The organism is Actinophytocola sp. (assembly GCF_036002505.1).
In the GTDB taxonomy this organism is placed as follows: domain Bacteria; phylum Actinomycetota; class Actinomycetes; order Mycobacteriales; family Pseudonocardiaceae; genus DASYTH01.
The window spans coordinates 1-14,526 of the sequence record NZ_DASYTH010000064.1 but is presented as its reverse complement, the minus strand read 5'-3'; the positions used below and the strand labels follow the sequence as shown (position 1 = coordinate 14,526).

The window sequence follows — 14,526 nt, the reverse complement described above, 5'->3', positions numbered from 1 at the left end:
TGGGTGTCGGTCAGCGGGCGGCCGACGTATCGGATGCCGTTGGCTTGGATGTGGCCGGCGTCGATGGCGGTCTGCTCGTCGGCGGCGGTGACGCCGGAGAGGTCGGGGAAGAAGTAGGGTCCGCGGGCGAGCTGCCGGGTGTCGAGTCGCGCGGCGAGCGCGCGCAGGATGTCGTCACCGGTGTACAGGCCCTCGCTGTCCGCCCAGCCGTTGAGGTAGGCATCCCAGGCATCGCCTGAGGTGAGCCAGTCGTCGCGGTGCCGGTGCAGCCAGCCGAGTTCGTCGTTGGCGAGCCGCTCGAAGCACCACCGTGCGGTTGCCTCGTCGAACCGTTCTCGGGCCCATTCCACGACCACTAGGACGCCGTCGGGCTCGAGGCGCCGGATGATCAGGTCTACCACGATGTCGAGGTCCGCGACGTGGTGCAGAGACGTGGAGGCGATGATGGCGTCGGCCGGCTGCGTTGTGGCGTACGCCTCGAACTCGACCCGATGGTAGTGCGGGCCGTCCGGGGCGTCGGGGTCGATGCCTTCGGCGTCGTACCCGTCGGCTCGCAGCGCCGGGACGAACCCGCCGAGGGGGCCACAGCCGACGTCCAGCACTCGGCCCGGTGGTGGCGGTAGGTGTTCGCGCACGAACGGCCACGTCGCGTCAAGCCAGCGCCGGTCGGCGGCGGTGTCAGCGTCGGTCACCGTGCCCTCCGTTTGTGCGCGGCGTCGGGTTAGCTGATGCTGCGACGGTAGACCCGCACGGCGAGCGGGGCGAACAACGCGATGATGCACACCGTCCAACCGAGGGCCAGCAGCGTCTGCCCGGTGACGGTCTGCCCGGGGGCGAGGGCGCCCTCGCCGAGGGTGAGGCCGCGTAGCGCGTTGGCGGCCGCGGTGATGGGTTGGTGGTCGGCGAAGGCCTGCAGCCAGCCAGGCATGGTCCGGGTGGGCAGGAACACCGAGCTGAGCAGGGTGAGCGGGAAGACGACCATGTAGACGGCGGCCTGGATGGCTTCCGGGTTCTTGACGGCCAGGCCGATGGTGGCGGTGATCCAGGAGCAGGCGTACCCGAAGGCGAGCGCCAAGCCGACCGCGGCGGCCAGGCCTACGAGGCTGGTCTGCCAGCGGAATCCGAGCACGATGCCGGCCCCGAGCTGCAAGGCGAGGACGAACGCGCTGCGGAGCAGGTCGGCCAGGGTACGGCCGGCCAGCACGGCGGAGCGGGCCATCGGCAGGGACCTGAAGCGGTCGATCACGCCGGTCGCGCGGTCCTGGTTGAGCCCGAACGCGGTCGGGGTGGCGCCGAACACCGCGGACTGGGCGAGGATCCCGGGAATGAGCCAGTTGACGTAGCTGCCCGCCGCGGCCGGTGGCAGGGCCTGTTCGATGGCGCCGCCGAAGACGTACAGGAACATCAGCATGAACGTGACCGGCTGGATGGTCGACAGCAGCAGCACATCGGGCCGGCGGAGGTTGCCGAGCAGGTTGCGTCGGGTGATGACACCGGTGTGCGCGACGGCGCGGCCGAGGCGCCGCGGTGTGGCGGTGACGGGGATGCTCACGGTTGCTCCTCACACGGCCGCGGAGTGTTGGGTATCGTCGGCGGTGCGGTGACGGGTCAGGGCCAGGAATACGTCGTCGAGTGTCGGCTTGTGCAGACCGACGTCGGTGGGGATGACGTCAGCCGCGTCGAGGCGGCGCAACGCCTCCCTGAGGGTGGCGACGCCGTCGGTGGCATGCAGGATCAGCGTGCCCCGTTGCCGGTCGTGTCCGGATGGCTGCGGGCCGAGTGCTTGCAGGACAGTGTTGGCCGTCGCCAGCTGAGCGTCCGGAATGGACAGTCGCAGGACGGCGTCGCCAGTGCGGTCCTTGAGCTGTTCCGGCGTGCCCTCGCTGACCAGCCGGCCGCGGTCGATGACGCCGATGCGGTGCGCGAGCCGGTCGGCCTCCTCGAGGTACTGGGTGGTCAGCACCACGGTGGTGCCGTCGCCGACCAGGTCCTGGATCACGTCCCACAGGTCGCGGCGGCTGGCCGGATCGACGCCGGTGGTGGGTTCGTCGAGGAACAGCACCTGCGGGCGGCCGGCGAGCGAGGCGGCCAGGTCGATGCGCCGGCGCATCCCGCCGGAGTACGTCTTGACCTGGCGGTCGGCGGCGCCGTCGAGCTGGATACGCGCCAACGTCTCAGCGGCGCGGCGGCGGGCGTCGCGGCGCGACAGCCCGTAAAGGCGGCCGACCATCTCGACGTTCTCCCGGCCGGTGAGGTGATCGTCGACCGCGGCGTATTGGCCGGCCAGGCCGATGCAGGTCCGCACCGTGTCCGGGTCGCGCCGCACGTCGATGCCGGCGACCCGCACGACGCCGGCGTCGGGCCGCAGCAGGGTGGCCAGGATCCGGATCAGTGTCGTCTTGCCCGCCCCGTTGGGACCAAGGAGCCCGTAGACGATGCCCGGCTCGACGGTCAGGTCTAGCCCGTCCAGGGCACGCACGCCGCCGCGGAACACCTTCACCGCGCCCTCGACCCTGATGATCGGGTCCCCCACCGCAGCCACCGCCTCACGCCGGCTCGTTTGTATCCTTTGCAGTAAACATAAGCCGTTGTATACTCCGGAGTCAACAAGTGCGATGGGGGGTTGGATGCCGGCGCGAACGCAGACGAAGGTGCGGCGGCTGCCGCGGGTGCAGCGGCGTGAGCAGATCCTGGCCGCGGCGACCACGGCGTTTGCCCGGACGGGGTTCGCCTCGACCAGCCTGGACGACATCGCCGCCGAGGCCGGGGTGACCAAGGTGATCCTGTACCGGCACTTCGAGTCGAAGACGGACCTGTACCAGGCGGTGCTCGACCGGTTCTGCGGCCTGTTGTCCACCCACGTGGCTGAGCCGGTGGGCGGGTTCACCGGGGCGAGCATCGACGGGCTGATGGCCGCTGCAGCGGCGGAGCCGGCCGGCTTCCGGCTGTTGTTTCACCATGCCGCGCGGGAACCGGAGTTCCAGGCCCAGGCCGACCAGTTCCGCGAGGAGATCACCAACATCGCGTACCTGCAGATCCAGGCCATGGTGCCGGATCAGCGGTGGGCGCGCTGGGCGGCCCAGCTGACCCCGGTGGTGGCGATCGAGGCCATCACCGCCTGGCTGGACGCCGGCGGGCCCGACCCGGCCGACGCGGCCGACCGGGTCCGGCAGGCGATCGGCGGCGTCATCGGCGCCGCGGCCCAGAAGAGCGCGGACCGCCTGCCATTGCCAGCCGATTGGGGAGGAAATCGTGACGACGACAGAGGATCCGACGGTTAAGGCCCGACGAGTGTGGGAGGCGATGGCTCCCCGCTACGACCGGGACATCAGGTTCTTCGAGAAGGTGCAGTTCGGCGGCGGGCGGGAGTGGGTGTGCTCGCGCGCCACCGGCGAGGTGCTGGAGGTGGCGGTTGGCACCGGACGCAACCTGCCCTTCTACCCGGCGGAGGTGACGGTCACGGGCGTCGAGCTGAGCCCGGCGATGCTGGACATCGCGCGCACCCGCGCGGCCGAACTCGGGCGCGAGGTTGAGTTGCGGGAGGCGGACGCCGAGGATCTACCGTTCGCCGATGGCAGCTTCGACACCGTGGTGTGCACCTTGTCGCTGTGCACGATCCCCGACCACGCCAGGGCGATCGCGGAGATGGCCCGGGTCCTGCGGCCGGGTGGCCGGCTGCTGCTGCTCGACCACATCGGCAGCCGCTGGTGGCCGGTCTGGGCCGTGCAGCGGCTGATCGACGTGCTCACCGTGCGCACTGCCGGGGAGTACCAGACCCGCCGGCCGGCACCCATGCTCGCCGCCGCCGGCCTGCAGATCGTCGAATCGCAGCAACTCAAGCTGGGCACCGTCGAACGGCTGCACGCCCGCAAGCCATCGCCGTGACAGCGGCAGGGTGGGCCCCCACCTGGGTCAGCCGGCCGGTACGCCACAGGTCGATGCCGTTGCCGTCCCGGTCGAGCACGGTGGCGTACCAGGCGCCCAGAATGCGTCCCACGGCGCGCGCAGCCCGCGGTAGCCGGCCGTGGTCAGTTCGGCGAAGGTGGCATCCACCTCGGCCAGGGTCGGGAACTGGAAGGCGAGACAGACTGGCAGCCTGCCGCGTGGCATTCCCTGCCCGGCGTCTACGTGGACAGGACGTCTCGGTGGCCAGCCTCAACTTAGGTGATCTCCGGGCGTCGACGTGAGGTCCAGGCCGAGCTCGGCGTAGAAGGCAATCGCGGCGTCCATGTCGGACACCACGATGCCGATCGCATTCATGGCCGGGCTCACGATCCGGTTCCTCCCCCGTGGTCCATTGCGGTCAGGCTGCGGCGAGCGCCTGTCCGGCCAGCCGCCATTCGATGACGCCGTCGTCCAACCGGCGCGCCCGGCGGCCACGCGCGCCAAGCAGCCGGACCGCCTCGTGGGCGAACATGCAGTACGGGCCGCGGCAGTAGGCCACCACCTCGGTGTCCGACGGCAGCTCGTCGAGCCGGCCGGCGAGTTGGTCGATCGGGATGTTGACCGCGCCGGGCAGGTGAAGGGCCGCGTACTCGTCGGCCGGCCGGACATCCAGCACGGTGACCTCGCCGGCGGTGACCCGGCGGAGCAGCTCGTCACGCCCGATCGACTCGACACCGTCGGCGCCGCCGAAGTAGGCCTCGCGGGCCGCGGCCACGTCCGGCAGGTGCGCGGCCGCGACGGCCCGGGCGCGGACGACCAGGTCCGCCACGTCCTCGCCGGCCAGCCGGTAGAAGATGCGGGTTCCCTCGCGGCGGGTAGCCACCAGGCCGGCCTGCTTGAGGGTCTGCAGGTGGGCCGACGCGGTGGTCAGGTTCAACCCCGATGCGGTGGCGAGCGCGTCGACCGGGCGCTCGGCCTGCGCCAGCAGGTCCAGCAGCTCCAGCCGCTTCCCATGGCCCAGGGCCTTGCCGACCCGAGCCAGCTGCTCGAACAGCCTCGCCTTGCGAGCGGTGTCACCCATCCGGTACTCCTCCAAAGTTCCATGGAATAGTATCAGAGGAAGACACGACAGGAGGGGGCCGATGGATCAGCTGATTCCGCTGGTCGATGAGGGTCTGGGCAACTCCGCGTACCTGCTGGACCTCGGCGATGGCCGAGCCCTCGCGGTCGATCCGTCCCTCGACCTGCGCGCGGCGCGCCGGGCCGCCGACCGCCGAGGTCTGCGCATTGCATACGCCGCGGAGACGCACCTGCACGCCGATTTCCTGTCCGGCGCCCGGCAGCTGGCCGCGGACCACGGCACCCGGATCCTGGCCTCCGCCGCCGGCGGGCGGGAGTTTCCACACCGCGGCGTGGGTGACGGCGACGAGGTCGACCTGGGCGGGTTGACCCTCCACGCGATCGCCACCCCCGGACACACGCCGGAGCACATGTCCTACCTGATCCTGGACGGCACGACCGAGGTCGGCGTGTTCACCGGCGGCTCGCTGATCGTAGGCGCCGCGGCCCGCACCGACCTGGTCGGCGCCGACCGGACCGATGCCCTGGCCCGCGCGCAGTACCGGTCGTTGCGCCGGCTGGCCACCCTGCCGGACGAGACCGCCGTGTGGCCGACCCACGGCGCCGGGTCGTTCTGCTCCGCTCCCCCCGGCGCCGCCCGCACCAGCACGATCGCAGCCGAGCGGGCGGGCAACGCGCTGCTGACCGCACCCGACGAGGACACCTTCGTACGCGTGTTGCTCGCCAGCCTGGGCAGCTATCCGGCGTACTTCGACCGGCTGGCCGAGGTGAACCGGCGCGGCCCCGACCTCATCCGCACGCCGCCGCGGCTGCCCCTGCTGGACGCCTCGCAGGTTCGGCGCCTGCTCGCCGATGGCGCCAACCTGGTCGACGTGCGGCCGGTGCGCGACTACGCCGCCGGGCATGTCACCGGCTCGGTGTCCGTCCACCTGCGCCCGCAGTTCGCCACCTGGCTGGGCTGGCTCCTGCCCGCCGACGTCCCGATCGTCGTCGTGCGCAACCCCGACCAGGACCCGGCCGACATCCTCTGGCCGGCACTCAACATCGGCTACGCCAACCTGATCGGCGAGCTCGCGGGCGGAGTCGCCGGCTGGGTCGCGGCAGGCGGGCAGCTGCGCGCCACCGCCGTAGCGTCACCGGCCGATGTGGACACCCGCAACGTGGTCGACGTCCGCCAGGCAACCGAACACGCCACCGGGCACCTACCCGGCGCCCACCTGATCGAGCTCGGCTCGCTTGCGGGCCGCACCGACGACGTGCCGGCCGGGCCGGCGACGGTCATGTGCGGGCACGGCGAGCGCGCCGCCACCGCCGCCAGCCTCCTCGAACGCGCCGGCCGCACCGACCTGTCGATCGTGGCCGGCGGCGCCGAAGACTGGTCCGAAGCGACCGGCCGGCCCTTGCACACCGGATGAGCCGCCCAGCCGCCACCGCCCCGCTGCGGCTCGGGCTGCGCGCCAACCTGGCCCAGTTCACCCTGCTCGTCGCGGTCAACGGCCTCGTCGGCGCCATGATCGGCCAGGAACGCACCGTCCTACCGCTGCTGGCCGACCAGGTATTCGACCTGAGCGCCTACACCGCCGCGCTGACCTTCATCGTCGCGTTCGGCCTCACCAAGGCGCTGACCAACCTCGCCGCGGGCGCCCTGTCCGATCGGTACGGGCGTAAACCCATCCTGGTCGCAGGCTGGCTCATCGGCGCACCCGTTCCGCTGCTGCTCATCTGGGCACCCAACTGGGGTTGGGTCATCGCCGCCAACATCCTGCTCGGCATCAACCAGGGCATGACCTGGTCCACCACCATCGTCATGAAGATCGACCTCGTCGGTCCCGCCCGGCGCGGCCTGGCCATGGGCCTGAACGAGGCCGCCGGCTACACCGCCGTCGCGGCCACCGCCCTCGCCACCGGCTGGCTGGCAGCCGAACACGGCCTGCGACCCGCACCCTTCCTGCTCGGCCTCGCCGTCGCCGCCCTCGGACTCGGACTGTCCACACTGGCCGTCCGTGAAACCCACCACCACGCCCGGCACGAGGCCAGCGGATACACCCGTGCCGACGCGGACCTGACCGACCGGCAGATCCTCACACTCACCAGCATCCGCGAGAAGGCGCTCTCGGCGGCCAGCCAGGCCGGCATGGTCAACAACCTCAACGATGGCCTCGCCTGGGGCCTCTACCCCATCTTGTTCGCCACCAGCGGCCTCGGTGTGGCACGCATCGGCGTGCTCGCCGCCATCTATCCGGCCGTCTGGGGCCTCGGCCAGACCCTCACCGGCGCCCTGTCCGACCGGTGGGGCCGCAAATGGCTCATCGCCGCCGGCATGCTCACCCAGGCCGCCGGGATCGCCCTGGTCGCCGCCGGCACCGGCTTCACCACCTGGGCCTTCGGCGCCGTCCTCATGGGCGCCGGCACCGCCATGGTCTACCCCACCCTGCTCGCCGTCATCGGCGACGTCGCCCACCCCACCTGGCGCGCCCGCGCCGTCGGCGTCTACCGGCTCTGGCGCGACAGCGGCTACGCCATCGGCGCGCTCGTCGCCGGCATCACCGCCGACCTGCTCGGCCTACGCGCCGCGATCTGGCTCGTCGCCGCCATCACCGCCGCCTCCGGGCTGGTCGTCGCCGTCCGCATGTACGAAACCCACCACCCCGGCGCGCAGGCCGCGCCCGCATCGACGGAGGAATGATGGACATCCACCCGGGGCTGGCGAACGGACCGGTCTACCTCGACTACAACGCCACCACCCCCGTCGACCCGCTGGTGGCCGCCGCGGCCCAGCCGTACCTGGCCACCCAGTTCGGCAACCCCTCCAGCGGTCATCGCTACGCCGCCGCACCCGCCCAAGCGATACGCATCGCGCGAGAGCAGGTCGCCACGCTCATCGGCACCACCGCCGATGGGATCGTATTCACCGGCTCCGGATCCGAAGCCAACAACCTCGCCATCCGGGGCACCGTCCTGGCCAACCCGACCCACCGCGCACATGTGATCACCCAGGTCACAGAGCACCCCGCCGTCCTGGCCACCTGCCGGGCCCTGCAGCGGCTCCACGGCGTGGACGTCACCGTCCTGCCCGTCGACCGGCACGGCCTCGTAGACCCCCGCGACCTGGCCGCCGCGATCACCCCGCACACCGTCCTGGTGTCGATCATGTTGGCGAACAACGAGACCGGCACCATCCAACCCATCGCCGACCTCGCCCGCATCGCGCACGGCCACGGCCTCCCGTTCCACACCGACGCCGCCCAAGCCGCGGGAAAGATCCCCGTCGACGTCGCCGCGCTCGGCGTCGACCTGCTCACCGTCGTCGGCCACAAGATGTACGCCCCGAAGGGCATCGCCGCCCTCTACGTGCGCCCCGGCCTCGCCCTGGAGCCCGTCATCTACGGCGGCGGACAGGAACACGGGATCCGGGCTGGCACCGAGAACGTCGCGCTCACCGTAGCCCTGGGCGCTGCCGCCGAGCTCGCCCGCGCCGACCTCGCCGACGGCGGACCTCAGCGGCTGCAAGCACGACGCGACCGGCTGCACCGAACACTGACCCACGCCCTACCTGGCCGGGTCGTTCTCAACGGCCATCCCGAACGACGGCTGCCCAACACCCTCAACATCAGCATCAGCGGAGCCCGCGGCGACGAACTGCTCGCCGCCGTCCCCGACGCCGCCGCCTCCACCGGCTCGGCCTGCCACGCCGGAACCACCGATCCCTCACCTGTCCTTGCCGCGATGGGCCTCGACCGCGACCGTGCCCTGGCAGCCATCCGGCTGTCCGTCGGGCGCTGGACCAGCGACCAGGACATCGACCGAGCCGCGATCCACCTCACCGAGGCGGCTCGCCGTCTAGGCAGCCGCGCCGCCATCTGAACGTCCGCTGCGTCGTCCGCCCCGACGCACCCACCCGCCGGCGACTGGCCCCAAGGACTCAGCTCTGACGCGAGCCGTCGGCGGCTCCTGGTTCGGCCGCCCTCGGGTAGGTGGCGAGGGCTGTGGTCCAGACGTGGACCAGGTCGGCGTCAACAGCGTCGGCGTCGCTGGAGTCGGGCGGGCGCTCAATGGTTGCGTGCGCGGCCGCCTCGTCCGCGGAATTCAGCCCCCGCCCCGACTCATCGCGCTGGATTTCGCGCTCCCGAATGAGCCACAGCGCGAGGAGGGCGCCGGCGAAGCTGAGTACGGCGCCCAGTACCAGGATGTCGTTGAGGCCGGTCAGGAAGCCCTGGCTGGCCGCGTCTGCGACCAGTTCGTGGGCCGGTGACGGGACCGCCGCGATGGCCCGGTCCAGGTTGCCGGAGGAGGCGGCTTCGACGAGCTCGCGTGGGTAGTCGCCCGTCGCGGCGGATGTTCCCGCGGTCAGCTCGCTGACCTTGCCGACTCCCCGGTCGATGAGGACGGCTCCCCAGGCGGCGATCCCCACGGCGATCCCGACCTGGCGGAAGGTGTCATTGATGCCGCTTGCCATTCCGCTCTGCTGCTCGGGAACGACGCCGACCGCCACGTCCGCGATCGTGGGGTTGAGCAGTCCGATGCCAGCTCCGGCGACGAGGAACCCGCCGAGCAGGGTCGTCCAGTCGGAGGTCGGGGTGATGCCGGACATGAGCAGCAGGCCGGCGCCTGCGGCAGCCAACCCGGCGCTGATCATCACCCGCGCGGGAAGGCGCGATAGGAGCAAGCCGGCGAGCGGTGCGAAGACGAAGGCGGCCACGGTGATCGGCAGGTAGCGCAAGCCGGACTCGAACGGCGTGTGACCGAGGTAGTTCTGCAGGTAGAGGGTCAGATAGAGAAACTGGGCAAGCATCGCACAGGAGATCGCGAACGCGGCGACCTGCACCCCGATGAACGCCGGCTTTCTGAACAGGCCCAGCGGCAGCATGGGTTGGCTGACGCGGTGCTCGATGGCGATGAACGCCGCGAGGAGGGCCGCGGCGCCCGCGAACAGTGACACGATCAGGCCGCTGCCCCAGCCTTCGTCGTTGCCGCGCAGCAGCGCGAGCACCAGCATGAAAAGCGCGCCGCTGAAAGTCGCCACGCCCATCCAGTCAAGGCGCGTCACGTTCGGGTCGCGGCTCTCGCGCAGCTTCGTGGAGGTCACGACGATCGCCGCGAGCCCGACGGGCACGTTCAGGTAGAAGATCGACTCCCAGCCGAGGGAGTCGGTGAGCATTCCTCCGACGAGCGGGCCGATCGCCACGGCGCCGCCGATCGTGGCGCCGTACACGCCCATGGCCGCGCCGCGCTCACGGCCCGCCGGGAACTCGTGCGCGATCAAGGCGAGGGAGACGGCGAACATCGCCGCGCCACCCACCCCCTGCAGGGCGCGCGAGAGGTTCAGGAACACCGGATCCGGTGCCAGCGCACACAGCAGCGATGCCGCGGAGAAGATGCCCAGCCCGGCGGCGAACACCCGACGACGCCCCAACCGGTCGGCGAGAGACCCCGCCGACAGGACCAGGGCGGCAAGCGACAGGGCGTACGCGTCGACGACCCATTGCAGGTCGGTGAAGCTGGCACCGAGATCTTCGCGGATCGACGGCAGCCCCACGTTGACGACCGTGATGTCGAGCAGCAGCATGAAGGTCGCGACCGAGACCGCGATCAGCGTCCACCACTTGCGCCCCATACCAGTGAGACGATCGGCGAACTTCCCGATACGACACCTGCACAGTGCAGATGCCGTGGGGCTAGGTCCAGGAAATACGCTGCTTGAGAACGGCCTGTTCGGCCGGGTTGGCAGTCAGCTCGAGGGCGCGGCGGTCGGCGGCTCGGGCCTGATCGGGATGGCCGAGCTGGCGCAGCAACTCCGCGCGGGTGGCGTGGAAGAGGTGGTAGCCATCCAACACGCCGGCGAGGGTGTCCAGCTCGTTCATGGCCTCCTGCGGGCCCGCGGTGTAGCGCAGGGCGATGGCCCGGTGCAGACGGGTGACCGGAGACGGTGCCAGGTGCAGCAGCATGTCGTACAGCAGCACGATCTGTTCCCAGTCGGTGTCCTGCCAGCGCTCGGCCTCGGCGTGACAGGCCAAGATCGCGGCCTGCAGCTGGTACTGGCCGGGGCGCTGGTGCCGCGCGGCGTGAGTCAACAGCCGGGCCGCCTCCACGATCGTTTCCCGGTCCCACCGCGACCGGTCCTGGTCCTGCAGCAAGACCAGCCCGCCGTCGGCGTCGAAGCGGGTGGCCGCGCGGGCGCGGTGCAGCCGGATCAACGCCAGCAGGCCGGCCACCTCCGGCTCGGTGGGCATGAGCTGGTGAAGCAGGCTGGCCAGCCACTCGGCGTCGTCGACGAGGTCGCGGGAATGCGCGCGCTCCGCCGTGGACAGGTAGCCCTCATTGAAAAGCAGATAGATCACCGTGAGGACCTCGCTCAGGCGCGCGCCCAGCTCGTCATCGTCGGGAATCCGGTACGGAATTCCCGCGTCGGTGATCTTCCGTTTGGCGCGGGTGATCCGCCGCGCCACGGTTGTCTCACGCTCGAGGAACGCGCGGGCGATCTGGGCGGTTGTCAGACCGCACACCACCCGCAGGGTCAGCGCGACCTGCGCCGGCCGGGGCAGCGCCGGGTGGCAGCACGTGAAGATCAGCCGCAGCCGCTCATCCGGGTCGGGCTGGACCGGCCACTGCAGCTGCGCCAGCTTGGCGCGGTAGTTGTCCTCACGTCGCAACCTGTCCAGGCCTCGGCGCCGGGCTACCGTGAACAGCCACCCATCCGGCCGCTCGGGGATCCCTTCCACCCGCCAGTGCTCCAGCGCCGCCAGCACCGCATCCTGAACCAGATCCTCCGCGGTGGCGAAGTCGCCCGTCACGTGCATCAGCGAGGCGGCCAGCTGGCCCGCGTGTTCTCGAACCACGCGGGCCAGCTGGGCATGCGAGGCCTCAGTCACCGGGCTCAGGACTCAAGCGGGCGGATCTCGACGATCGGGCAGCCCGGCCAGGTCTTGACCATGCGCAGCGCCTCGTCCAGATCCGCGACCTCGATCTCGGCGTAGCCGCTGACCACTTCCTTGCCCTCCACGAACGGTCCGTCGGTGATGACCGGCTCACCGCGGTCGAGCCGCACCGTCGTCGCGGTCTCCGGTGACTGCAGCTTGCTGCCACCGCCCATCTTGTCCGCATGGGTGGCCATCCACTCGGTGACCCGCCCGTACGCCCGCTCACGCTCGGCCGGACCCATGGCCTCCAGGTCGCTGGCGAACTGCTCGGTGTCGACGAACAACAGCACATACTTCATGGGTCAACCCTTCAGGTGAGCTTATTGGTAGAGCGCGGCCATCCGTCGCATCATCTCCTCCGGCGCCACGTCCTCCACATGCGTCGCGACCGTCCAGACATGCCCGAACGGATCGAGAATGGTGCCGTCCCGTTCGCCGTAGAACTGGTCCTCGGGGGCGCGCTGCAGCATCGCACCCAGCTCCACGGCCCGCGCCATGACGGCGTCCACGTCCTCGACGTAGATGAATTGGAAGACCGGGGAGCCGGCCAGCCCACCGGGCGGCGGCGCCGTGGTCCCCCGCTGCGGGTTCTCATCCTCGACAATGACGACCGAGTCCCCGATCTCGATCTCAGCATGAGCGACGGTCCCGCCTGGGCCCGGGAAACGCGAGCGCTCGGTCGCTCCAAACACCGCGGCGTAGAACTCGAGAGCCTTCGCGCCGCCCTGAACAACTAGGCATGGCGTGACGCGGCGGTAGGTGTCCGGGATCGGGTTGGGCCTCGATTTCGGTGTCATCCGATCTTCCTCCTTGGTGGTATGTGTGCATTGTTGCGTCATGTCCCGCTGGGCGAGCGCCCAACGAACCCGGGCAGCCTCGCGGTCGCTTCTGCTATTAAGACGATCGGCGCAGCGCCCGACACGACAACCGCGGAGGATCTTCGAACAGGTGACGTCTGACGCACGCCACTCCAAAGGAAACCGGACATCCGGCGCTTACCAGCAAACTTCAGATCTACCACTGCCGGACAGGCATAAGTCCACGAAACCTGCTGTGCCTTGGCTACCAGCGCTCGAGCCACGACAAATGCGCGTCCAGCCAGGTGTGGAGCCGGTCGATCTCGTTGGTGTCGCTGCTGGGCCAGGCGAAGTCACCGGTGATGGCCAGCAACCCGATCACTATCGCCGCCATGGCGCTGAGGAGTCCGATCAGTACCAGGCTGTGCCCGGTCACGTGGGGCCGGCGGACGGATCTCCAACCGATCAGGCAGATCAGCATGCTGACGACGCCGAGCGCGATGCCCTCAGGTGCCAGCAGGCCGGTCAGGGAGGCGGCTACCGCGACGAGCCCGGTGATCAAGCCGATCGTCGCCCACGCGCTCACGTGCGTCCATCGCGGCGGGGTTGTCAGGTCGGCGGTGACCGGTTCCTGGTCCCACGCCCAGGGCGGGGAGGCGGGATCGGACTGGCCGACGTCCGGCTCCGCTGCGAAGGTGCCATGCGGTCCGGTGTGGTTGATCGCTGGCCGCCGGCGGCGCCGGATTCCGTTTCGGGCCACCGTGGGACCACCTCCTCGATCCGGCGTGTTTGTGCTGCTAGTTCCCGGTATCCGAGACGGATACACCCGTCTGGCGGATCCTTTCGCGGACGCGCCGCCCGTTTGGCCGGGCGTCCGGAGCGGCCCGACGTGGCACGGCCAGCACGGCCATGCCGGGCTGCCAGATCATTTCCCCCGGCCCCCCACAACCGCGGCCGCGCGGCGCCGCGTTCGATGAGTCGTCAGCGGCGTGCCACGGCCCGAACGCGACGCGTCGGCCAGCGGGCGCCGTCGCCGATGCCACCACCGTCTGTTCGATGTCCGCGCCAGCGGACAGCAGCGCCGTCAACACGTCAACGTCGTCGCAGCTCGCGCCCAATGCTGCAGGGTTCCGCTGTGCGCGCGGTGAACCGCGCGGGCCGGCGATGCAGGCGAGCGCAGGGACCGCCTCGGTTGACTGCAATGCGATGGTCCACGTGCTGCGCATAGCTCTTGTTGCATGGAAAGGGCCGTGGTGGTGGCTGGCCCCGTCGGTGCCGAGGGGGCTCGGGGCAACGACGAGGCAGGGACGCCACCACCACGGCGATCCGGAGCGGACGACCCGCCGGACTTCCGGAAGGCGGTCACGTTCGCCCTTGTCCGGGGATCGACCATCCATTTCGTCCGTCATGCCGGTTTGTGGGCGGTGGCGGCCGCCCACGTCGAGCATTGTGGTCCCACAGGACCATCAACAGCAAAGTCTGCTAACTGATATGTCAGGAAAGACCAGCCGCTCCGGTTCTCACGGATCGAACCAGAAACTGTTTCGCACCTACTCACGCGTCGCCTTCCTGCATCCCAGCGTTGCGGGACTTGCACGCGTCGGCGCGGTCGCGGCCGATCCTGCCCGTGCCTTCCTCTGCGGTGCCATCGACGGTCGGAGCCATCGCCCGGCTGCGGCGGTACCGCACTCGCTTGATCCGGCCCTCGCGGGCCTCGACGATGAGGCTCACGCGACACGCCGGGACCCCCAGCCTTCGCGTTTTCGTCCCTCCGGTGAGGAAGAACTTCCGGAAGCCGAGGGTGGAGGGAGAGCGGATGCTGCACGACTGCCGGTGATCGAGGGCGA

16 protein-coding genes are annotated in these 14,526 nt (G+C 70.6%); 5 read left to right on the top strand and 11 right to left on the bottom strand.

Annotated features, from left to right (window positions below; genetic code table 11):
- The 3 genes from VGR06_RS04945 to VGR06_RS04935 all read right to left on the bottom strand — a co-directional run.
- Positions 1-692, bottom strand: a 692-nt coding sequence (locus VGR06_RS04945; protein WP_327557751.1) for a class I SAM-dependent methyltransferase, incomplete at its 3' end; no start/stop codon positions are given.
- Between the two features lie 29 nt (positions 693-721).
- Positions 722-1,552 (bottom strand): ABC transporter permease, encoded by an 831-nt coding sequence (locus tag VGR06_RS04940; protein WP_327557750.1) that lies wholly within the window; start codon positions 1,550-1,552, stop codon positions 722-724.
- Between the two features lie 9 nt (positions 1,553-1,561).
- Entirely contained in the window at positions 1,562-2,542 is a 981-nt protein-coding gene (locus tag VGR06_RS04935) for an ATP-binding cassette domain-containing protein (RefSeq protein WP_327557749.1), read from the bottom strand.
- An 85-nt stretch (positions 2,543-2,627) separates the two neighbouring features.
- Between VGR06_RS04935 and VGR06_RS04930 the strand changes: the two genes are divergently transcribed.
- Together VGR06_RS04930 and VGR06_RS04925 are read left to right on the top strand one after the other, a co-directional pair.
- A complete protein-coding gene (locus VGR06_RS04930) occupies positions 2,628-3,281 on the top strand; it encodes a TetR/AcrR family transcriptional regulator (RefSeq protein WP_327557748.1) in 654 nt (217 codons plus the stop codon).
- Positions 3,253-3,885, top strand: a complete 633-nt coding sequence (locus VGR06_RS04925) for a class I SAM-dependent methyltransferase (RefSeq protein ID WP_327557747.1) — start codon at positions 3,253-3,255, stop codon at positions 3,883-3,885. The genes VGR06_RS04930 and VGR06_RS04925 overlap by 29 nt, the downstream gene beginning before the upstream one ends.
- Before the next feature lie 270 nt (positions 3,886-4,155).
- On the opposite strand, the gene VGR06_RS04920 is transcribed toward VGR06_RS04925, so the two are convergent.
- Together VGR06_RS04920 and VGR06_RS04915 are read right to left on the bottom strand one after the other, a co-directional pair.
- Positions 4,156-4,272 carry a VOC family protein gene (locus VGR06_RS04920; protein ID WP_327557746.1) on the bottom strand — a complete coding sequence of 39 codons (117 nt, stop codon included), beginning with the start codon at positions 4,270-4,272 and terminating at the stop codon, positions 4,156-4,158.
- A gap of 31 nt (positions 4,273-4,303) precedes the next feature.
- Entirely contained in the window at positions 4,304-4,966 is a 663-nt protein-coding gene (locus tag VGR06_RS04915) for a metalloregulator ArsR/SmtB family transcription factor (RefSeq protein ID WP_327557745.1), read from the bottom strand.
- Positions 4,967-5,027: 61 nt separating this feature from the next.
- Here VGR06_RS04915 and VGR06_RS04910 point away from each other — a divergent pair, with 61 nt between their 5' ends.
- The 3 genes from VGR06_RS04910 to VGR06_RS04900 are packed head-to-tail and all read left to right on the top strand — an operon-like array spanning position 5,028 to position 8,829.
- Positions 5,028-6,380, top strand: a complete 1,353-nt coding sequence (locus VGR06_RS04910; protein ID WP_327557744.1) for an MBL fold metallo-hydrolase — start codon at positions 5,028-5,030, stop codon at positions 6,378-6,380.
- Positions 6,377-7,651, top strand: a complete 1,275-nt coding sequence (locus VGR06_RS04905) for an MFS transporter (protein ID WP_327557743.1) — start codon at positions 6,377-6,379, stop codon at positions 7,649-7,651. The genes VGR06_RS04910 and VGR06_RS04905 overlap by 4 nt, the downstream gene beginning before the upstream one ends.
- A complete protein-coding gene (locus VGR06_RS04900; protein WP_327557742.1) occupies positions 7,651-8,829 on the top strand; it encodes a cysteine desulfurase family protein in 1,179 nt (392 codons plus the stop codon). The genes VGR06_RS04905 and VGR06_RS04900 overlap by 1 nt, the downstream gene beginning before the upstream one ends.
- A 58-nt stretch (positions 8,830-8,887) precedes the next feature.
- Here the strand turns inward: VGR06_RS04900 and VGR06_RS04895 are convergent, their stop codons facing one another.
- The 6 genes from VGR06_RS04895 to VGR06_RS04870 form a co-directional block, all read right to left on the bottom strand.
- Positions 8,888-10,579, bottom strand: a complete 1,692-nt coding sequence (locus VGR06_RS04895; protein WP_327557741.1) for an MFS transporter — start codon at positions 10,577-10,579, stop codon at positions 8,888-8,890.
- A 61-nt stretch (positions 10,580-10,640) separates the two neighbouring features.
- Complete coding sequence (locus tag VGR06_RS04890) at positions 10,641-11,834, bottom strand: RNA polymerase sigma factor (protein WP_327557740.1); 1,194 nt, start codon at positions 11,832-11,834, stop codon at positions 10,641-10,643.
- Positions 11,835-11,839: 5 nt separating this feature from the next.
- On the bottom strand, positions 11,840-12,181 hold the full coding sequence (locus tag VGR06_RS04885) for a YciI family protein (RefSeq protein WP_327557739.1): 342 nt from the start codon (positions 12,179-12,181) through the stop codon (positions 11,840-11,842).
- Between the two features lie 21 nt (positions 12,182-12,202).
- A complete protein-coding gene (locus VGR06_RS04880) occupies positions 12,203-12,679 on the bottom strand; it encodes a VOC family protein (protein ID WP_327557738.1) in 477 nt (158 codons plus the stop codon).
- Between the two features lie 265 nt (positions 12,680-12,944).
- Complete coding sequence (locus VGR06_RS04875) at positions 12,945-13,439, bottom strand: hypothetical protein (protein ID WP_327557737.1); 495 nt, start codon at positions 13,437-13,439, stop codon at positions 12,945-12,947.
- A 794-nt stretch (positions 13,440-14,233) separates the two neighbouring features.
- Positions 14,234-14,526: hypothetical protein (locus tag VGR06_RS04870; protein WP_327557736.1), on the bottom strand; the 293-nt coding region annotated here is incomplete at its 5' end.